Source organism: Zobellella sp. An-6 (assembly GCF_052487945.1).
The window spans coordinates 1571067-1591359 of sequence record NZ_CP199259.1; the positions used below are offsets into that span (position 1 = coordinate 1571067).

The window sequence follows — 20293 nt, forward strand, 5'->3', positions numbered from 1 at the left end:
GCCCCGGTGTCGTTACTCCTTCGCCTGCACCAGGGTCAGGATGTCGTAGCTGGCCACCAGCTGGTCGCGCTGGTTTTTGACCTTGATGTCCCACACCACCACGCCCTGGGGCAGGTCGTCCGGGGTGCGCCTGGGCTTGCGGGTTTTCTGCTTGCAGGTCAGCTCCACCTGTATGGTGTCGCCTATCTTCACCGGCTCGATAAAGCGCAGCCCTTCCATGCCGTAGTTGGCGATCACCGGGCCCGGCGCCGCGTCCACGAACAGGCCGGCGGCGGCGGAAACGATAAAGTAGCCGTGGGCCACCCGCTCGCCGAACAGGGATTCGGCGGCGGCAATCTTGTCCATGTGGGCATAGAAGTGATCCCCGCTCAGGCAGCCGAAGTTGACGATGTCGGCCTCGGTCACGGTGCGGCGGGCGGTCAGCAGGCGCTCGCCCACCGCCAGCTCCTCGAAGTATTTGCGGAAGGGATGCACCCTGTCTTCCACCACCGGCGCGCCCGTGGTCCAGCTGTGGCTCAGCTGGGTCATGGCTCCGGGGGAGGACTGCACCGCGGTGCGCTGCATATAGTGCTTCACCGCGCGCAGGCCGCCCATCTCCTCGCCGCCGCCGGCCCGGCCCGGGCCGCCGTGCACCAGGTGGGGCAGGGGCGAGCCGTGGCCGGTGCTCTCCTCGGCGCTGACGGGATCGAGCAGGTGCAGCCGGCCGTGCCAGGCGCCCAGTTGCGCCACCAGGGCGGATACGTCCTGGCCGGCGTTGAACACCACCGAGGCGACCAGGCTGCCTTCGCCCAGGGCCACCAGTGCCAGCAACTCTTCCTCGTTGTCGTAGGGCAGCAGGGTGCACACCGGGCCGAAGGCCTCGGTCTGGTGCACCAGCGGGCTTTCCTTGGGCTGATCACACAACAGCAGGGTGGGCGGATAGAAGGCGCCGGCCTCGGGGGCCTCGGCGTCCACCGCAAAGGGCTGCAGGTGGCCGCCGCACAGGATGCGGGCCTGGCTCGCCAGCTGCTCCACCTTGTCGCGCACGTCCGCCAGCTGGCGCTGGCTGGCCAAAGGCCCCATGGTCACGCCTTCCCGCGCCGGATCGCCCAGCACCACCTTGCCGAGTTTGGCGAGCAGGGCGTCCTGAACCCGGGGCAACAGGGCCCGCGGCACAAAGGCGCGGCGGATGGCGGTGCACTTCTGGCCGGCCTTGGTGGTCATCTCCCGCACCACCTCGCGCACGAACAGGGCCTGGGTAGCATCGTCGGCGCCCTCCACCAGGATGGCGCTGTTGACCGAGTCCGCCTCCATGGTGAAGGGGATGGAACAGCGGTTGAAGCGGGCAGTGGCGCGCAACTGCTGGCCGGTGTGGGCCGAGCCGGTGAAGGTGACCACGTCCTGGGGGCCCAGTTGGTCGAACAGATCGTTGACCCCGCCGCAGAGGATCTGCAATGCACCCTCGGGCAGCAGGCCGGACGCCAGCGCGCACCGGACCACCGCCTGGGTGAGCTGGGCGCCGTCGGTGGCCGGTTTGACGATGGCCGGCATGCCCGCCAGCAGGGTGGGGGCCAGCTTTTCCAGCATGCCCCACACCGGGAAGTTGAAGGCGTTGATGTGCACCGCTACCCCCGGCTTGGGGGTCAGCATGTGGCGGGCGCCGAAGCCGCCCCGACGCGACAGGGGGATCCAGTCGTCTTCCAACAGGATGCGCTCGTCGCTCAATTCGCGCCGCACCAGGCTGGAATAGGTGAACAGGGTGGCGAAGCCGCCTTCTATGTCGATCCAGCCGTCCTTGCGGGTGGCGCCGGTGGCGGCGGACAGGGCGTAGAATTCCTCCTTGCGTTCCGCCAGGTGGCTGGCCAGGGCCTTCAGCATATGGGCCCGCTGATGGAAGCTCATGGCCGCCAGCGCCTTGCCGCCCTGTTTGGCCCAGGCCACCATGGCGGCCATGTCCAGCCCCTGGCTGGTCACTTCATACAGCGGGGCGCCGGTTACCGCGTGGTGCACCAGGCGTCCTTCGCCTTCACCCGCCAGCCAGCGGCCGGCCACATAGCTCTGCAGTTTTTCCATCACTCCTCCCTCGGATACGACACCAAAAAGTCACTGAATACATGGATTGCGTTACATAATTTGTTGTCATTTTTGTGCCTTGTCAATGCTGTTCGTCACCTGTTTATCGATTCAATAAAGGTGTTTATTTCTTATCTGTTTGAAAATAAAGGGTTTATTGTAATCATTAAATGATTCACTAAAAAATATATTGAAATATTTATCGTGTCACATTAAGTTTTCACCATGTTTTTTAAATGTTGCACACCCTGGTGCAGGAGGTTGAGTGATGGAAAACGCCGAACAGCTCGCACGGTTCGAGCAGGCCGTACGCGACGATGTGAACATAGAGCCCAAGGACTGGATGCCGGAGGCCTACCGCCAAACCCTGATCCGCCAGATTGGCCAGCATGGCCACTCGGAAGTGGTGGGCATGCTGCCGGAAGGCAACTGGATCACCCGCGCACCCAGCCTGCGCCGCAAGGCGGTGCTGCTGGCCAAGGTGCAGGACGAGGCGGGCCACGCCCTTTACCTGTACAGCGCCGCCGAAACCCTGGGCGCGGACAGGGACGAGATGATGGAAAAGCTGAACAACGGCAAGATGAAGTACTCCTCCATCTTCAACTATCCCACCCTGGGCTGGGCCGACGTGCCGGCCATCGGCTGGCTGGTGGACGGCGCCGCCATCGTCAACCAGGTGGCCCTGTGCCGCACCTCCTACGGGCCCTACGCCCGGGCCATGGTACGCATCTGCAAGGAAGAGAGCTTCCACCAGCGGCAGGGGTTCGAGGCCATGATGGCCCTGGCCAACGGCAGCGAGGAGCAGAAACGCATGGCCCAGGACGCGGTAAACCGCTTCTGGTGGCCGGCGCTGATGATGTTCGGCCCCTCCGACGCCGACTCGCCCCATTCCGCCCAGAGCCTGGCCTGGAAGATCAAGCGCTTCGGCAACGACGAACTGCGCCAGAAATTCGTGGACAACACCGTGCCCCAAGTGCATGCCCTGGGCCTGACGGTGCCGGACCCGGATCTGAAATGGAACGAGGAAACCGGCCACTACGAGTTTGGCGAGATCGACTGGGACGAGTTTTACGCCGTGATTGCCGGCCAGGGGCCCTGCAACCACGAGCGGCTGGCCGCCCGCCGCAAGGCCTGGGAAGAGGGCCGCTGGGTGCGCGAAGCCGCCAGCGCCTATGCCGCCCGCCGCCGGCACGCGGCCTGATGAACAAGCAAGGAGAGCAAGCAATGAACAAGCAATGGTCGTTATACGAAGTCTTTATCCGCAGCAAGCAGGGCCTGCACCATCGCCATGTGGGCAGCCTGCGCGCCGCCGACGATGAAATGGCCCTGGAGCACGCCCGGGACGCCTACACCCGCCGCAAGGAAGGGGTGAGCATCTGGGTGGTGAAGTCCGAGCTCATCACCGCCAGCCAGCCCGAGGAAAAGGGCGCCTTCTTCGAGCCGGCGGAGGACAAGGTGTATCGCCACCCGACCTTCTACCGGATCCCCGACGGCATCGAGCACATGTAGGAGGCGGCATGGACAAGGCACACAAAGACGCGCTTTTCACCTACCTGCTGCGCCTGGGCGACAGCCAGCTGGTGCTGTCGCACCGGCTGTCCCAGTGGTGCGGCCACGCGCCCGAGCTGGAGCTGGACATCGCCCTGGCCAACATCGGCCTGGATATCCTGGGCCAGGCCCGCGCCCTGCTGACCATGGCGGGCGAGCTGGAAGACCTGGGGCGGGACGAAGACCGGCTCGCCTTCTTCCGGGACGAGCGGGAGTTCTGCAACCTGCTGCTGTGCGAGCAGCCCAACGGCGACTTCGCCCGGACCCTGATGCGCCAGTGGTGGCTTGACCACTACCACCAGCTGCTGTTTTCCGCCCTTACCCAGTCGGGGTATGCGCCCCTGGCCGCCTTCGCCACCAAGTCGCTGAAGGAGGTGAACTATCACCTGCGCTTTTCCAGCGGCTGGATCCAGCGGCTCGGCCTCGGCACCGAGGAGAGCCACCAACGCACCCAGGCCGCCCTGGACGAGCTGTGGCGCTTTACCGGCGAGCTGTTCGCCACCGACGAGGTGGAAGCGACGCTGGTGGCGGCGGGCATCCTGCCCGGGCTGGACGAGCTGGCCGGCCAGTGGCGGGCGCGCATCGAGGCAGGCTGCCGCGAGGCCGAACTGACCCTGCCGGCCCAGGCGCCCTATCGCCAGGGGGGCCGCCAGGGCCTGCACACCGAACACCTGGGCTACCTGCTGGCGGAGATGCAGTCGCTGCCGCGCAGCCTTCCGAACGTGAGCTGGTAAGGAGAAACAAGGTGCAGATCGCCGATCATCGTATTCCCCGCTGCTGGGAGCTGCTGAAAACCGTGTCCGACCCGGAGATCCCGGTGCTGTCGGTGACCGATCTCGGGATGATCCGCGGGGTGGCACTGGCCGACGATGGCGCCCTGGTGGTGCGTTTTACCCCCACCTACAGCGGCTGCCCGGCCACCGACATGCTGGAGGCCGACATACTGGCGGCCCTCGGCCGGGACGGGCTGGAGCCGGCCCGGGTGGAACTGGACCTGTCCGAGGCCTGGACCACCGACTGGATGAGTGCCGAGGGCAAACAAAAACTGCGGGAATACGGCATAGCGCCGCCCCAGGGCCCGGCCTGCGGCCAGCACCTGATCCCCGAGGACGGGGTGCCCTGCCCGCAATGCGGCAGCCCCCATACCCGGCTGGTGAGCGAGTTCGGCTCCACCGCCTGCAAGGCCCAGTACCAGTGTCGCGACTGCCTGGAGCCGTTCGATTACTTCAAGTGCATCTAGCCCAAGGGCACAGGGAGCAGAGTATGAATCAGTTTTATTCACTACGGGTCAAGTCCGTACAAGAGCAGACCCAGGACGCCATCGCCATCGCCTTCGAGCTGGAGGGCGACAACCGGGAGCGGTTCCGCTTCAGGCCGGGCCAGCACCTCACCCTGCGTTACCAGGATCAGGGGGAAGAGCTGCGCCGCTGCTACTCCATCTGCAGCCGCCAGGGCGAGGAGGAGCTCACCATCGCCGTCAAGCGGGTGCCCGGCGGCCGTTTTTCCAACTGGGTGAACGACAACCTCAAGGCGGGAGATGCACTGGAGGTAATGCCGCCCCAGGGCGTGTTCTTCCAGCATGCGGAAAAGCAGGGCGGCGAAAGCTACCTGGGCTTTGCCGCCGGCAGCGGCATCACGCCCCTGCTGTCCATCGTCAAGGCGGTGCTGGGCGAGCGGCCCGACAGCCGCTTCACCCTGGTGTACGGCAACCGCAGCTGGCGCCAGACCATGTTCGCGGAGGCGCTGGCGGATCTGAAGGACCGTTACCCCAACCGCTTCCAGCTGATCTGCCTGTTCAGCCGGGAGCAGGGCGAGAGCGACATCCTCAACGGCCGGCTCGACGCCGAGCGGATCCAGTCCCTGTTTGCCAGCCGGCTGCTGTCCGATGAGTACGACCACTGCTTTGCCTGCGGTCCCGAGGAGATGATGCAGGCGGTGGAGCAGGTGCTGCCCGACCAGGGCCTGGCCCGGGAGCGCATCCATACCGAGCGCTTCAACTCGGGCGCGCCGCGCGCCATCAGCGCCGAGCAGCGCGCCGCCCGCAGCCAGGGCGAAGTCAGCCTGGTGCTGGACGGCCGCGAGTTCCGGGTGGAGGTGAGCGCCGAGGACGACAGCATCCTCGACGCCGCCCTGCGCGCCGGGGCCGATCTGCCCTACGCCTGCAAGGGCGGGGTTTGCGCCACCTGTAAATGCCGGGTGCTGGAGGGCGAGGTGGACATGGCCCTCAACTACAGCCTGGAGCAGGACGAGGTAGCCAGGGGCTATGTGCTGAGCTGCCAGGCCCGGCCCCGGAGCGGTGCGGTACGCATCAGCTTCGACGACTGAACCAGGGGGAGGAGAGGATGACGGAGCGGGATATTCTGAGCCAGTTGGGGGATGACGGGGTCTTGACCCTCAGCCTCAACCGGCCCGAGCGGCGCAATGCCTTGCGCAACCAGAGCCTGCGCGAGCTGGGCGATGTCCTGGCTGGGGCCGCCAGTGATGAGCGGGTGCGCGCCGTGGTGCTGCGCGGCGAGGGCCGCGGCTTTGCCGCCGGGGCCGACCTGGAGGAGATGCGCCACCTGGACGCGGTGGCCCTGCAGCAGGACGAGCGGCCGGCCCTATGGGCGCGCATCGAGGCCTTTCCCAAGCCGCTGATCGCGGCGGTGAACGGCTTCGCCCTGGGCGCCGGGCTGGAGCTGGTGCTGCACTGCGACCTGGTGGTGGCGGGCGAGGGCGCCCTGCTCGGACTGCCCGAAATCAGCCTCGGCATCATGCCCGGCGCCGGCGGCACCCAGCGGCTGACCCGCCAGCTTGGCCAGCAGACCGCCATGCGCATGGTGCTCACCGGCGAGCCGATCAGCGCCGAGCGCGGCCATGAGCTTGGCCTGGTGAGCCGGATCTGTCCGCCGGCCCTGACCGACGAATACGCCCACCAGCTGGCCCGGCGCATCGCCGCCCAGGCGCCGCTGGCGGTGCGGGCCGCCAAGGCCGCCGTGCGGGCCTGCCAGGAAACCAGCCTGAGCCAGGGCCTGCGCCAGGAGCGCCAGGCCTTTGTCTGGCTGGCCGCCACCCAAGATCGCAACGAAGGCATCAACGCCTTTCTGGAAAAACGTGCACCTCACTACCGGGGGAAATAATGGAATACCAGCATATCGAATGTTACAGGGAAGGCGCCGTGGGCGTGCTCGTGCTCAACCGTCCGGCCCAGCTCAACAGCTTCAATGAACGCATGCACCAGGAGGTGGCCGAGGCGCTGAAAGCCTGGGAGCAGGACGCCGAGGTGCGCGCCATCCTGCTCACCGGCCGAGGCCGGGGCTTTTGCGCCGGCCAGGATCTGGGTGATCGGGCCGTGGCCCCGGGCGGCGAGGCGCCGGATCTGGGCCTGTCCATCGAGCGTTACTACAACCCGCTGATCCGCCGCCTGACCAGCCTGCCCAAGCCGGTGGTGTGCGCGGTGAACGGGGTAGCCGCCGGCGCCGGCGCCAACATTGCCCTGGCCTGCGATATCGTGCTGGCGGCGCGCAGCGCCTCCTTTATCCAGGCGTTTTGCCGGCTGGGCCTGGTGCCCGACTCCGGCGGCACCTGGCTGCTGCCCCGGCTGGTGGGCCGCGCCCGCGCCTTAGGATTGGCCCTGCTGGGCGACAAGCTCGGCGCCGAGCAGGCGCTGGACATGGGCCTTGTCTGGCGGGTGGTGGACGACGAGCAACTGGGCAGCGAGGCCATGCAACTGGCCCAGCACTTGTCCCGCCAGCCTACCTATGGCCTGGGGCTTATCAAGAAGGCCATCCACCAGGCGGAGAGCAACAGCCTGGAGCAGCAACTGGAGCTGGAGCGGGATCTGCAACGCCTGGCCGGCCGCAGTGAAGACTACCGGGAAGGGGTGGATGCCTTCCTTAACAAGCGCACCCCCGAATACAAGGGGCGCTGAGATGAGCCGCATCATCATTCAACAGGTGGCGGTGATCGGCGCCGGCACCATGGGCCTGGGCATCGCCCAGGTGGCGGCCCAGGCCGGACACCGCGTGCAATTGTACGATGTCGACCCGGCCCGCACCCGCGCCGCCCTGGCGGAGCTGGCCGAACGGCTGGCCCGGCGGGTGGCCCGGGGCAGGCTGGCCGAGGATGACAAGACCGCCCTGCTGGCGCGGCTGGTGCCCGCCGAGCGCCTGGCCGAACTGGCCGGGGCCGAGCTGGTGATCGAGGCGGTGGTCGAGCGGCTGGAAGTCAAGCAGCAGCTCTTTGCCGAGCTGGAAGGCATCTGCGGCGAGCAGACGATGTTCGCCTCCAACACTTCCTCCATTTCCATCACCGCCATCGGCGCCGCCCTGGCGCGGCCCGAACGGCTGGCCGGGCTGCACTTTTTCAACCCGGCGCCGGTGATGAAGCTGGTGGAGGTGATCTCCGGCCTGGCCACGGCGGCGGTGGTGCGCGACACCCTGCTCGCCCTGGCCCGGGACTGGGGCAAGGTGGCGGTCCATGCCAGCTCCACCCCCGGCTTTATCGTCAACCGCATCGCCCGACCCTATTACGGCGAAACCCTGCGCGCCCTGCAGGAAGGGGTGGCGGAGCCCCAGGTGCTGGACGCCCTGATGCGCGGTGGCGGCGGCTTTCCCATGGGCGCCTGCGAGCTGACCGACCTGATCGGCCAGGACGTGAACTTCGCGGTGAGCGCCAGCGTCTACCGGGCCTTCTTCGACGAGCCCCGCTACCGACCCTCGCTGGTGCAGCAGGCACTGGTGGAGGCCGGCCGCCTGGGGCGCAAGTCCGGCCAGGGCTTCTACCGCTACCAGGGCGGCCAGCCGGAGCTGCCGGCCCTGCCCAGCCCCGTTGGCCGGGCGCCGGAGCGGGTGATAGCGCGCGGCGACTGGTCCGGGCTCAGGGGCGTCGAGGCCCTGCTGGCCCGTTATCCGGGCACCATTGAGCGCGAAAAGGGCGCGCCCGCCCTGTTGATCGACGGCGTTTGCGTCGAGCTGACCAACGGCCAGAGCGCCGCCCTGCGCCACCCGGGGCGGGCCGCCATGGCCCTGGACTGGGCCGAGGACTACGAGCAGGCCCCCTGCCTGGCCCTGGGGGTATCGGCCTGCTGTACCCCGGCCCAGGTGGCCGCCGTGACCGGCTTTTTCCAGACCCTGGGCAAGCAGGTGCTGCTGCTCTCGGATCACCCGGGTCTGCTGGTGCTGCGCACCCTGGCCACCCTGGTCAACGAGGCCGCCGAGGCCTGCCTGCACGGGGTGGCCAGCCCGGAAGACATCGACCTGGCCATGCGTTATGGCGTGAACTATCCCAAGGGGCCGGTGGCCTGGGGGGCGGAAATCGGTTACCGCCGGCTGCTGGCCCTGCTTGAACAACTGCACGCCCTGTACGGCGAGGACAAATACCGCCCGTCGCTCACCCTGCGGCACTGGGCGGCCATGGAGGAAGCCCATGACTGAACGAATGGAAGAGGATCTGGCCCGGCGCTGCGCCGAGGCCATGTTTGCCAACGACGCCTGCAGCCAGCACCTGGGCCTGGAACTCGAGAGCATGGCGGCCGGCGCCGCCGTGATGACCATGCGGGTGCAGCCGTGGATGCTCAACGGCCACGGCAGCATCCAGGGCGGCATACTGTTCACCTTCGCCGACGCGGCCTTCGCCTTCGCCTGCAACGGCTATAACCGGGTGACCATAGGCCAGGGCTGCAGCATCGATTATCTCAAACCCGCCTTCGCCGGCGAGTTTTTGCGGGCCCGGGCCGAGGAGCGGCACCGGGGCGGGCGCACCGGCACCTACGACGTGCAACTGGAGAATGAAATGGGGGAAGTGCTGGCGCTGTTCCGGGGCCGCTCCTACCAGGTAAAGGGAACCATTTTAAAGGAAGAACACCATGACTGATGCCTATCTGTGCGACATGGCGCGTACCCCGGTGGGCCGCTACGGCGGCGCCCTGAGCGGGGTGCGGGCCGACGATCTGGCCGCCATTCCCCTGCGCCGGCTGATGGAAAACCATCCCCAGCTGCCCTGGGAGCGGGTGGACGAGGTGATACTGGGCTGCGCCAACCAGGCCGGCGAGGACAACCGCAACGTGGCGCGCATGGCGGCCCTGCTGGCGGGGCTGCCCGTCACGGTGCCGGGCACCACCGTCAACCGGCTGTGCGGCTCCGGGCTGGACGCCCTCGGCTTCGGCGCCCGCAGCATCAAGGCCGGCGAGGCCCATCTGGTGCTGGCCGGCGGGGTCGAGTCCATGTCCCGGGCGCCCTTCGTGATGGGCAAGGCCGAGAGCGCCTTTTCCCGCCAGGCGGAGCTCTTCGACACCACCATCGGCTGGCGCTTTATCAATCCGCTGATGAAAAGCCGGTACGGCAGCGATGCCATGCCGGAAACCGCCGAAAATGTGGCCGAACGCTATGGCATCGGCCGTCACGATCAGGATACATTTGCGCTACAAAGCCAGCGGCGCACCGAGCGGGCCCGCCAGAGCGGCATCCTGGCCCGGGGCATGGTGCCGGTGCTGGTGCCGGGGCGCCGGGGCCAGGTCACCGAGGTGAGCGCCGACGAGCACCCCAGGCCCGAGACCACAATGGCGGATCTTTCCCGGTTGCCGACCCCCTTCCGGGCGAACGGCACCGTTACCGCCGGCAATGCCTCGGGGGTGAACGACGGCGCCGCCTGCGCCCTGCTGGCCAGTGGCCAGGCGGTGCGCCAGTACGGCCTGGTGCCCCAGGCCCGCATCCTGGCCATGGCCAGCGCCGGGGTGGAGCCCCGCTACATGGGCATAGGCCCGGTGCCGGCGGTGCGCGCCGTGCTGGAAAAGGCCGGTCTTAATCTTGAGCAGATGGACGTGATCGAACTGAACGAAGCCTTCGCCGCCCAGGCCCTGGCGGTGCTGCGCGAGCTGGGGCTGCCGGACGATGCCGCCCACGTCAACCCCAACGGCGGCGCCATCGCCCTCGGCCATCCGCTCGGCATGAGCGGGGTGCGCCTGGTGATGGCGGCGGTGAATGAACTGAAACGCACCGGCGGTCGTTACGGCCTGTGCACCATGTGCGTGGGTGTGGGTCAGGGCGTGGCCCTGATCGTCGAGAACCTCGTGTAACCAGCCAAAGGGAGGAGGCTACCAATGAGCAAACTGGACCATATTGAAACCGCATCCGTCGACGAACTGCGTTCGCTGCAACTGGCGCGGCTGCAAAAGACCCTGCACCACGCCTATGAAAACGTGCCCATGTACAAGCGCAAGTTCGACGAGGCCGGGGTGCATCCCTCCGACTGCAAGACCCTGGAGGATCTGAACAAGTTTCCCTTCACCACCAAGCAGGATCTGCGCGACAACTATCCCTTCGGCCTGTTCGCGGTGCCGATGGAGAAGATAGTGCGGCTGCACGCCTCGTCCGGCACCACCGGCAAGCCGACGGTGGTGGGCTATACCCAGCACGACATCGACGTCTGGGCCGACGTGGTAGCCCGCTCCCTGCGCGCCGCCGGCCTCAGCGCCCGGGACAAGATCCACGTGGCCTACGGCTATGGCCTGTTCACCGGCGGCATGGGCGCCCACTACGGCGCCGAGCGCCTGGGCGCCACCGTCATCCCCATGTCCGGCGGCCAGACCGAGAAGCAGGCCCAGTTGATCCAGGACTTCCAGCCCGACGCCATCATGGTCACGCCCTCCTACTGTCTCAACATCATCGACGAGCTGGAGCGGCAGATGGGCGGCAGCGCCAGCGCCTGCTCACTGCGGGTGGGGGTGTTCGGCGCCGAGCCCTGGACCAACGGCATGCGAGCCGAAATCGAGCAGCGCCTCGGCATCGACGCCCTCGACATCTACGGCTTGTCGGAGGTGATGGGGCCGGGGGTGGCCATGGAGTGCCTGGCGTCCAAGGACGGCCCCACCATCTGGGAAGATCACTTCTATCCGGAGATCATCAACTCGGAAAACGGCGCCGTGCTGGCCGACGGCGAGCTGGGCGAGCTGGTGTTCACCACCATCACCAAGGAAGGGCTGCCGGTGATCCGTTACCGCACCCGGGATCTGACCCGCCTGCTGCCCGGCTCCGCCCGCACCATGCGCCGCATGGACAAGATCACCGGCCGCAGCGACGATATGCTGATCATCCGCGGGGTGAACGTGTTCCCGTCCCAGGTGGAGGAGCAGATCCTCAAGTTCCCGCAGCTGACCCCGCACTACCAGCTGGAGGTGAGCCGCCACGGCCACCTGGACTCGCTGATGGTCAAGGTTGAGCTGCGCCACGACTGCGCCAGCGCCGATCTGCATTCGCTCGGCCACCAGCTCAAGCACCGCATCAAGGCGATGATCGGCATCTCCACCCAGATAGACATAGTGGGCGAGGGCCAGTTGCCCCGTTCCGAGGGCAAGGCGACCCGGGTGCTGGACCTGCGCAACAGCGCCTGCGCCTGAGCGCCGGACCTGATACACAAAAGTGGCGGCAACGCCACTTTTGTGCTTGATGTCCGCCATTTAAACGGGGTGTAATGGGCTCATCCCGGCCTTTGGCCCGTCAGGCATGCTGACATGCCGTTGTCGTCACTCCCGCGAAGGCGGGAGTCCAGTGCATGGATCTCCGCCTTCGCGGAGATGACGGCGGTAAATTCGCGGAGATGACGGCGGTTAAGCAGCGGCCCTGGCAGGGAACATCCGATGCAAAAAGTGATGCACCTTATCGACCCATTGACTCATACCCCAGATTGGACACCATGGATTCCCGACTCAGCCACTTTATCCAGCAGGCCCTCGACTACGAAACCGTGAGCGGCACCTCCCTCATCATGACCATTTTCGGCGACAGCCTCGCCCATCGGGGCGGCGGCATCAGCCTGGCCAGCCTGATCGAGCTGGTGGCCGGCTTCGGCTTCGGCGAGCGCTTCGTGCGCACCTCCGTCTTCCGCCTGGCCAAGAACGACTGGCTCAGCTCGGAGCGTATCGGCCGGCTCAGCTTCTACCGGGTGACCGACAGCAGCGTCCACCGCTTCCGCCAGGCCGAGGCCCGCATCTACGGCATCGGCCAGCGGGACTGGGACGGCCTGTGGGATCTGGTGCTGCTGAGCTCGGTGGAGCTGGAGGCCAAGGCCCAGCTGCGCAAGGAGCTGGAATGGCTGGGCTGCGCCGGCATCGCCCCCAACCTGATGGCCTACCCGGGGCTGGACCAGGGCAAGCTGCGCCAGTTGCTGCTGGATCTGGACATGGCCGAGCAGGTGGTGGTGTTCCAGGCCCGGACGCCGGACTTGTCGCTGGGGGTGGCGCCGCCCCTGCCGCGGATGGTGAGCGTCAACTGGCCGCTGGAAGACATCAGCCAGCGTTATCACGAGTTTCTGGCGTTGTATCGGCCCTTGCTGCCGCTGCTGGAAGACGGCGCCGGGCTGGATCCGGCCCAGGCCTTCCAGCTGCGCACCCTGCTTATCTACCACTACCGGCGGGTGCTGCTGAAGGATCCCAACCTGCCCATCGGCCTGCTGCCGGCGGGCTGGCCCGGCGCCGCCGCCCAGACCCTGTGCGCCAACATCTACAACCTGCTCTACCGGGCGGCGGACGAACACCTCTGGGCCACCGGCCGCACCGCCGAAGGCCCGCTGCCGCCGGCCGGCCCCGCCTTCTACCGCCGCTTCGGCGGTTTGAGGCAATAGCCGGAGCCGTCGGTGGAGCGCAGACGGCCCGCCCGCGCCCCAAGCAGCATCGCTGCCTTGTCATTCCCGCGAAGGCGGGAATCCAGGGCGGCACTTGTTTTCGTCATTCCCGCGAAGGCGGGAATCCAGGGGGGGCACCGGGGCAAGCGAGTTAACAAAGGAGGTTTTTGATGAATTGCTATGAAATAGACGGCCTGGTACCGGTGGTGGAAGAGGGCGCCTATGTGCACCCCACCGCCGTGCTGATCGGCGACGTCATCGTGGAGCGGGGCGCCTACATCGGCCCCCTGGCCTCGCTGCGGGGCGACTTCGGCCGCATCCAGGTGCAGCAGCACGCCAATGTGCAGGACAACTGCGTGATGCACGGCTTTCCCGACGCCGATACCCAGGTGCGCCCCTGGGGCCATGTGGGCCACGGTGCCATCCTCCACGGCTGCGTGGTGGGGGAGAATGCCCTGGTGGGCATGAACGCCGTGGTGATGGACGGAGCCGAGGTGGGCGAAAACAGCATAGTGGCGGCCCATGCCTTCGTGAAGGCCGAGATGCGGATCCCGGCCAATGTGCTGGTGGCCGGCACCCCGGCCCGGGTGATGCGCGCGCTGCGCCCGGAGGAGATCGAATGGAAGCGCCAGGGCACCCAGACCTACATCGACCTGGTCGGGCGCTGCCTGCACAGCCTGCGCCCGGCCACCCCGCTCAAGGCGGTGGAGCCGGATCGCCCCCGCCTGTTCCAGCACGCCGACTACCTGCCCAAATACAAGGCCTGAACGGCCTCCTTCCCGCCGGCCCCCTCCAGTGGCGGGGCCTTGTTGTCTCTCTGTCCGGGGCGCGGGTCTTGTCCCCGAATGGGGACGGCCCTCGCATAAGGGTTGCACCCAAGCCAAAGGTTCCCATATTGGGGCGCGGGCGGTCCGCCCGCATGGGTGTACGCCTGTGGTTAAGGCATGGCTTGCCAGGCCGCAGGTTCCCGCTGCGCGGAAAGGCAGGCGAGCCGCCTGCGCTCCAAAAAAATGCCGGCGGATGCCGGCATGGAAACAGGGAACGAAAGTCACACTCAGCGGTACAGCAGCTCCGGCAGCCAGAGGGTGAGGGCCGGTAGCAGGATCAGCAGCCCCAGGCGGAGGATATCGGCACACCAGAAGGGGGTGACGCCCCTGAATACGGTGCTGCTGTTCACGTCCTTCAGCATGCCGCTCAGCACGAACACGTTCATGCCCACCGGCGGGGTGATCAGGCTGATCTCGGTGGCCACCACCACGATGATGCCAAACCAGATGGGGTCCAGCCCCAGGCTGTGGATCACCGGGAAGAACACCGGCACCGTCAGCAGCATCATCGACATGCTTTCGAACACGGCGCCCAGCACCAGGTAGATGGCGATGATCATCAGCAGCACCGTCATCGGCGACACCGAGAAACCGGTGATCAGCTCCACCAGGTGTTCGGGCAGGCCGGCGCGGTTGACGAAGTTGGAGAAGATAAGGGCGCCGATCACCACGAAGAACAGCATGGCCGAGGTGCGGGCGGTCTCTGTCAGCACTTCCTTCAGTTCGGCAAGGCCCAGGCTGCGGCGCTTGAGGGCGATGCCCAGGGCGCCGGCGGCGCCGATGCCGGCGGCCTCGGTGGGGGTGAAGATGCCGAGGTAGATGCCGCCCATCACCAGGGCGAACAGGCCGAGGATGCCGCCCACGCCCCTGAAGGCGCGCCACTTCTCGGCCCGGCTCATGGCGTCGCCGGGCGGGCCGGCCTCGGGATTGCGCCACACCACGTAACGCACCGCGCCCAGGTAGAGCAGTATGCCGAGCAGGCCGGGCACGAAGCCGGCGGCGAACAGATCGCGGATGCTCTGCTCGGTGAGCACGCCGTAGATGATCAGCGCCACGCTCGGCGGAATGAGGATGCCCAGGGTGCCGCCGGCGGCGATGGCGGCGGTGGCCAGGCTGTCGGCGTAGCCGTATTTGCGCATCGGCGGAATGGCTACCCGCGACATGGTGGCGGCGGTGGCCAGGCTGGAGCCGCAGATGGCGGAGAAGCCGCCGCAGGCGGTGATGGCGGCCATGGCCATGCCGCCCTTGCGGTGGCCGATCAGCGCATGGGAGGCCTGGAACAGCTCGCCGGACAGGCCGGAGCGGCTGACCAGGTTGCCCATCAGGATGAACAGCGGGATCACGCTCAGGCCGTAGTCCTGGGCGGTGTCCAGCAGCCGGCGGGCGCTGATGGACAGGGCGGCGGTGAAGTTGAAGTCCGAGAGGGCGGCGTAGCCGACGACCCCCACCACGGCCATGGCGAAGGCGATGGGCACGCGCAGGAAGATAAGGGTCAGCAGCACGCCGAATCCAAGCAGTGATTCCATCATAGGGCCGGCGCCTCCTGCGCGGGTTCATGTTGTGTCAGGGCCTGCTCGGCGGGTTCGCCGAGCAGGGTCAGCACCAGAAAGGTCAGGGCGGTCAGCCACAGGCTGGCGGCGATCAGGTACATGGCCCAGGCGCTGGGAATGGCCAGGTATTCGGTGACCGAGTTGTAGCGGGCGGCGCGCTCGGCCAGCTTCCATACCGTCATCGCCATCCAGGCGACGCCCGCCGTCATGAACAGGTGGCACAGCCGGTCGCGCAGCCGGCGGACCAGCCGGGGCAGATAGGGCTCGGCCAGATCCACCGCCACGTGCTCCCGGTGCCAGGTGATGGTGGGCAGCACCAGAAAGATGGCGGCGGCGAGCATGATTTCAATCAGCTCCGAGGCGCCCACCACCGGCCGGTTGAACAGGTAGCGGCCGAGCACGTCGACGGTGGTGAGCAGCATCATCAGCAGCAGCATCAGGGCGGCCAGCAGGTTGAGCAGCCGCTTGAGGGCGGCCGCGCCGCCACACCAGAGCCGGGTTGCGGTGTGAGTCATGGTGTTCATCCCTGGTTACCGTCCATTTGAGCCTGGTATTCCCGGGCAATGCGGCGGAATTCGGCCAGGGCCTGCGCCGCGTCGACCTTGCGATCGGCCACCTCATCCAGCCAGCCGTGCTCGATGCCGCGGGTCAGCTCGGCGAACAGCTGCACATCCTGCTCGCTGGCCTGGATGATGGTGTTGCCGAATTCGAGGGCGTCCTGCTCCGCTTCCTTGTCGCCCTGCACCCAGGCGCGGGCGGCCATGGCCGAGAGCCGCTCGCCGGACACCGCCATGACGGCCTCCCTGTCCTGCTCCGACAACCGGTCGAGGAAGTCGTGGCCGATAAAGATGCCGAAGCTGCCCAGGTACATGCCGTGGGGCATCTTCAGGGTATAGGGGGCCACTTCCTTGAAGCGCATGGTGCGCTTGGTGTTCATGGGGTTGAACACGCCGTCCACCACCCCCTGGGTCAGCATTTCGTAGACCTTGGTGGTGGGGGCGGCCACGCCGATGATGCCGAGCTGTTCGCCGATGCTGTTCTGCACCCCGCCGCCGACCCGGATCTTCTTGTTGCTGAGTTCGCTCAGGCTGTTGATGGGCTGGCGCATGTGGATTTCACCCGGGCCGTGAGTGAACAGGCCGGCCACCACCACGTCGCCGTGCTCGTTGGCCTGGGCCAGGTACTGCTGGTGCACCCGCCAGTGGGCGACGGAGGCGGCCTCGGCGCCGGCACCCAGGTTGGGCAACTCGGCGATGCTGGTCAGCTTGAAACGACCGGGAAAATAACCGTGATACGTCCATGATGCATCAACGGCGCCATCCTGAACCAGGTCAATCATGCTCTGGGGTTGGCCCAGATCGTGCTCCAGCTTGATCCTGACCCTTCCTTCGGTGGCTTCCTCGATCCACTGGCCCCAGGTGGGCAGCACCACCGTATTCATCTCGCTGGTGGGCGACAACCAGGTGGCGACGCGCATGGTGGTGGCGGCATTGGCCTGGGCATGCAGCAGGCCGGCGGCGAACAGAGATATCCATATACCTTTCATAACACTCCCCTTTTCCGAATGGAACATTACCATAACAAACATGATACACATTACATTAATGTATTTTTAAAAGTGAAGTATTTATTTTGGTTTTATTTAACTTCTGCGTAACGGGTAACAAAAGTAGGGAAAGGGGGGCATAAAAAGGTGCCGACCGGGGCCGACACCGAAAACAGCGGGCAAGGGAAAGGATCAGAAGCGGTACATCACCATGGCTTGCAGGCGGGTGGCGTCGCCGTCCCGGCCGTCGTGCAGGCCGCGGCGGTGGTGGCTCACTTCCACCCCGTAGCTGACCGGGCCGACGGGCGACCAGAGGTAGTTGAGGTGAATGGCCTCGAAGGTATCGGTGCTGGCGCCGCCGAAGCCGGCGGCGCCCGCGTTCACGGCTTCGTCCAGACTGGCCCGGGCGATGCCGTAGCCCAGGGTGGCGGCGCCGGGGCCGGCCTTGACGGTGATACCGGCGGTGCCGCCGCTGGCCTCGATGGTTTCCACCGCACCGCTGGCCGGATCCAGGTAACCCGGGCCCGCCGGGCTGCCTTCCAGGTAGCCGCCGATGCCGTCGCCATGGGTGAGGGAGCCGCGCAGGGTGATGCCGTCGGTGAGCTTATAGGCTGCCTCCAGGTTCAGGCCCCAGCCCAGGGCGTTTTCATCGCTGTCGCTCGCCTGGCGGTAATACTCGATCTCGCGCAACAGCGCCGAGGCGCCGTAGCTGAGAGCGCCGGCCGTGCCCTGATAGCGCAGGGTGAGATCGGGCAGGGTGTTTTTGGCGGAGTCGGGCGCGGCCACGGTCAGGTTTTTGCCCAGGTTGCCGGGATCTTCCAGGGCGGCGGAGAAGCCACCCAGGGTATAGCGCAGTTGGGCCTGGCGACCGGCGTTGCCCTGGCCCGGCTGGGGGGTGAAGTCGATGGTGGGGCTCATGCCGAGCAAGCCGCCGAAGTTGCTCCAGGTCTGGCCGGCGGTGATGCCGTTCCACTCGCCGTAGGCATGGCGCAGGCGGAAATTGCCGCCGCCATTGCCGAAGAAGTCGCCTTCCAGGGTGGTTTTGACTTCGCCCATCCGGGTGGGGGTGGCGGTGCTGACGCCCAGCCGGCTCTGGAAGGCGTGCAGGGTGGTGTGGCCGTCCGGGCCGGGCTCGCCGTCGAGCCGGATATTGGCCCGGTTGACGGTGTTACCCAGATCGGCGTCCACATCGTAGATCAGGTCCAGCTTGGCGTAGCCGTAAACGCTGGCTTTGGTATCGCCCACTTGCACCTCGAAGGCGGCGGCGGGGCCGGCTACCAGCAGGGCCAGCAGGGAGAGGGGGAAGGCGCGCGATTTCTTGCTTGGGTAAGTCATGTCATCAAGTCCTTTTATTAACAGATTTCCTGCCTGAGCGGCTCAGGCAGCCGGGGACGGAGTCGTGGACAAAGGGATCCCTCACGCCGCTCTGCCGAGGCAGAGGCGTGTGCCGTTCAGGGCGATGATGGGGGCTGCGCTCCAGGATAAGGAGCCCGATATCGGGTGCCAGAGCCATAAAAACGATACAGTAATTTTTATATATCGCTTTTATATATTGCTAAGTTTGTGGTGAGGCGAAACCGACATCGACAGGGCCATCCCTGGACAGGAAAGGGATCATGTCTTTGTTTTATCTACTCCATTATCATGGGTGCTTCAGCCCTTAACCTTGGGCTTAGGTTATTAACCCGATACGAAATATGCCACACTCACCAAAAAAGTGAAGTGTTTTGTTTCGCTTTTTTTAACCAGTGTGTAACTTTGTTGTATCGCTTTTCGTGTTATTCGCCTTCAGGTGTGAGGCCGTGCACAACAACGGTGGGGCGCGGGCGGCCCGCCCGCATAGGGGGAAGCCTGTGGTTGAGGCATGGCTTGCCAGGCCGCAGGTTCCCGCTGCGCGGGAAGGCAGGCGAGCCGCCTGCGCTCCGGGTGATCCCGTTCCCGGCTTTGTGTGGATATGCGTACCGGACGGTCAGCGGGCCCGGCCCAGCTCCAGTTCCACCAGTTTGGCAAAGTAGCTGGCGGCCACCGGTATGATGGCGTCGTTAAAGTCGTACCTGGGGTGGTGCAAAAACACCTTGTTGTGGGGGCTGTCGTGGTCCCTGTCGTTGCCCAGCAGCACATAGCAGCTGGGCACGGCTTCGGCAATATAGCTGAAATCCTCGCTGCCGGGCACCGGCGCCACCTGATCCTTGACGTTTTCCGCGCCCACTACCTCCCGGGCTGCTTGCAGGGCAATGCGGCTGGCTTCGGCATCGTTGACCAGGGGAGGATAGCCCACCTTGTTGCCCAGGTTGAAGCTTACCTCGGCCTGGGCGCCGAAGCCGGCGGCCAGGCTGGTGGCCAGGGTGGCGATCCGCGTTTTGATCAGCTCGCGGTTGTCGGCGCTAAAGGCGCGCAGCGTGCCCTGCAGGGTGGCTGCGTCGGGGATCACGTTGGTGGCCTCGCCGGTGTGCACCATGGTACAGGACACCACTGCCGGCTGGATGGGGTCGATATTGCGGCTGACAATGGTTTGCAGCGCCAGTATCAGGTTGGCGGCAATCACCACAGGATCGTTGGCCAGGTGTGGCATGGCGCCGTGGCCGCCCTGGGCGACAATGCGGATATGAAAGTTGTCGGAGCTGGCCATCATGGGGCCGGGACACAGGTGGATATGGCCCTGGGGAATACGCGGGAAGTTGTGCAGCGCATACACCCGCTTGCAGGGAAAGCGCTCGAACAGGCCGTCGTCCAGCATGGCCTTGGCCCCGCCCAGGCCTTCTTCCGCCGGCTGGAAAATCAGCACTACCTGGCCGCTGAAGTTGCGCTGTGCGCACAGGTATTGGGCGGTGGCCAGCAGTATGGCGGTGTGGCCGTCGTGGCCGCAGCCGTGCATTTTGCCCACGTGGCGGGAGGCATGGGCAAAGTTGTTTTCCTCGGTCATGCCCAGGCAGTCCATGTCGGCTCGCAGGCCAATGCTCTGGTTGCCCGGCCGGCCTTGGATAACGCCCACCACGCCGGTTTTTCCCACGCCGGTGTGCACCTCGTCCACGCCGTATGACCGTAGCCGCTCTGCCACCAGGGCGGCGGTGGCTTGCTCTTCAAACCCAAGCTCGGGGTGCTGGTGCAAATGGCGGCGCAGGGCGGTAAAGGTGTGGTGTTCCTGGCAAATTTCCGGGTATAGCTTCATGGCG

At 66.4% G+C, this 20293-nt stretch carries 19 protein-coding genes; 13 read left to right on the forward strand and 6 right to left on the reverse strand.

The annotated features are described in order from the left end of the window. Positions 1–12 precede the first annotated feature (12 nt). Positions 13–2052, reverse strand: a complete 2040-nt coding sequence (paaZ, locus tag ACT7DK_RS07315) for a phenylacetic acid degradation bifunctional protein PaaZ (RefSeq protein WP_445397768.1) — start codon at positions 2050–2052, stop codon at positions 13–15. A 268-nt stretch (positions 2053–2320) separates the two neighbouring features. Here paaZ and paaA point away from each other — a divergent pair, with 268 nt between their 5' ends. The 13 genes from paaA (at position 2321) to ACT7DK_RS07380 (ending at position 13964) form a co-directional block, all read left to right on the forward strand. Then, positions 2321–3253, forward strand: coding sequence for a 1,2-phenylacetyl-CoA epoxidase subunit PaaA (gene paaA / locus ACT7DK_RS07320; RefSeq protein WP_445397770.1), 933 nt, complete (start codon positions 2321–2323; stop codon positions 3251–3253). Between the two features lie 23 nt (positions 3254–3276). Beyond that, a complete protein-coding gene (paaB, locus tag ACT7DK_RS07325; protein ID WP_106729539.1) occupies positions 3277–3561 on the forward strand; it encodes a 1,2-phenylacetyl-CoA epoxidase subunit PaaB in 285 nt (94 codons plus the stop codon). Between the two features lie 8 nt (positions 3562–3569). After that, positions 3570–4334, forward strand: a complete 765-nt coding sequence (paaC, locus tag ACT7DK_RS07330) for a 1,2-phenylacetyl-CoA epoxidase subunit PaaC (RefSeq protein WP_445397773.1) — start codon at positions 3570–3572, stop codon at positions 4332–4334. Positions 4335–4345: 11 nt separating this feature from the next. Next, positions 4346–4840, forward strand: coding sequence for a 1,2-phenylacetyl-CoA epoxidase subunit PaaD (gene paaD, locus ACT7DK_RS07335; RefSeq protein WP_445397775.1), 495 nt, complete (start codon positions 4346–4348; stop codon positions 4838–4840). A gap of 23 nt (positions 4841–4863) precedes the next feature. Further along, positions 4864–5925 (forward strand): 1,2-phenylacetyl-CoA epoxidase subunit PaaE, encoded by a 1062-nt coding sequence (gene paaE, locus ACT7DK_RS07340; protein WP_445397777.1) that lies wholly within the window; start codon positions 4864–4866, stop codon positions 5923–5925. A gap of 17 nt (positions 5926–5942) precedes the next feature. After that, positions 5943–6719 carry an enoyl-CoA hydratase-related protein gene (locus ACT7DK_RS07345; RefSeq protein ID WP_445397779.1) on the forward strand — a complete coding sequence of 259 codons (777 nt, stop codon included), beginning with the start codon at positions 5943–5945 and terminating at the stop codon, positions 6717–6719. Then, positions 6719–7510: a 2-(1,2-epoxy-1,2-dihydrophenyl)acetyl-CoA isomerase PaaG gene (paaG, locus tag ACT7DK_RS07350; RefSeq protein ID WP_445397781.1), complete on the forward strand. Its 792-nt coding sequence runs from the start codon at positions 6719–6721 to the stop codon at positions 7508–7510. Before ACT7DK_RS07345 ends, paaG begins: the two co-directional genes overlap by 1 nt. A gap of 1 nt (position 7511) precedes the next feature. Then, a complete protein-coding gene (locus tag ACT7DK_RS07355; RefSeq protein WP_445397783.1) occupies positions 7512–9014 on the forward strand; it encodes a 3-hydroxyacyl-CoA dehydrogenase in 1503 nt (500 codons plus the stop codon). After that, a complete protein-coding gene (gene paaI, locus ACT7DK_RS07360) occupies positions 9007–9453 on the forward strand; it encodes a hydroxyphenylacetyl-CoA thioesterase PaaI (protein WP_445397785.1) in 447 nt (148 codons plus the stop codon). The genes ACT7DK_RS07355 and paaI overlap by 8 nt, the downstream gene beginning before the upstream one ends. After that, positions 9446–10654 carry a 3-oxoadipyl-CoA thiolase gene (gene pcaF / locus ACT7DK_RS07365; RefSeq protein ID WP_445397787.1) on the forward strand — a complete coding sequence of 403 codons (1209 nt, stop codon included), beginning with the start codon at positions 9446–9448 and terminating at the stop codon, positions 10652–10654. The genes paaI and pcaF overlap by 8 nt, the downstream gene beginning before the upstream one ends. A 24-nt stretch (positions 10655–10678) precedes the next feature. Beyond that, a complete protein-coding gene (paaK, locus tag ACT7DK_RS07370; protein WP_445397789.1) occupies positions 10679–11974 on the forward strand; it encodes a phenylacetate--CoA ligase PaaK in 1296 nt (431 codons plus the stop codon). Positions 11975–12270: 296 nt separating this feature from the next. Then, a complete protein-coding gene (paaX, locus tag ACT7DK_RS07375) occupies positions 12271–13197 on the forward strand; it encodes a phenylacetic acid degradation operon negative regulatory protein PaaX (RefSeq protein WP_445397791.1) in 927 nt (308 codons plus the stop codon). 170 nt (positions 13198–13367) lie between these two features. Next, a complete protein-coding gene (locus tag ACT7DK_RS07380; protein ID WP_445397793.1) occupies positions 13368–13964 on the forward strand; it encodes a hypothetical protein in 597 nt (198 codons plus the stop codon). 287 nt (positions 13965–14251) lie between these two features. Here ACT7DK_RS07380 and ACT7DK_RS07385 read toward each other — a convergent pair whose 3' ends face one another. The 5 genes from ACT7DK_RS07385 to ACT7DK_RS07405 form a co-directional block, all read right to left on the reverse strand. Next, positions 14252–15553, reverse strand: a complete 1302-nt coding sequence (locus ACT7DK_RS07385) for a TRAP transporter large permease (RefSeq protein WP_445397795.1) — start codon at positions 15551–15553, stop codon at positions 14252–14254. Beyond that, entirely contained in the window at positions 15550–16089 is a 540-nt protein-coding gene (locus ACT7DK_RS07390; RefSeq protein ID WP_445397797.1) for a TRAP transporter small permease, read from the reverse strand. Before ACT7DK_RS07390 ends, ACT7DK_RS07385 begins: the two co-directional genes overlap by 4 nt. A 5-nt stretch (positions 16090–16094) precedes the next feature. Beyond that, positions 16095–17120 (reverse strand): TRAP transporter substrate-binding protein, encoded by a 1026-nt coding sequence (locus ACT7DK_RS07395; protein WP_445397799.1) that lies wholly within the window; start codon positions 17118–17120, stop codon positions 16095–16097. A gap of 192 nt (positions 17121–17312) precedes the next feature. Further along, positions 17313–18455 carry a DcaP family trimeric outer membrane transporter gene (locus ACT7DK_RS07400; protein WP_445397801.1) on the reverse strand — a complete coding sequence of 381 codons (1143 nt, stop codon included), beginning with the start codon at positions 18453–18455 and terminating at the stop codon, positions 17313–17315. 634 nt (positions 18456–19089) lie between these two features. Then, positions 19090–20289, reverse strand: a complete 1200-nt coding sequence (locus ACT7DK_RS07405; protein ID WP_445397803.1) for a M20 aminoacylase family protein — start codon at positions 20287–20289, stop codon at positions 19090–19092. Positions 20290–20293: the final 4 nt, after the last annotated feature.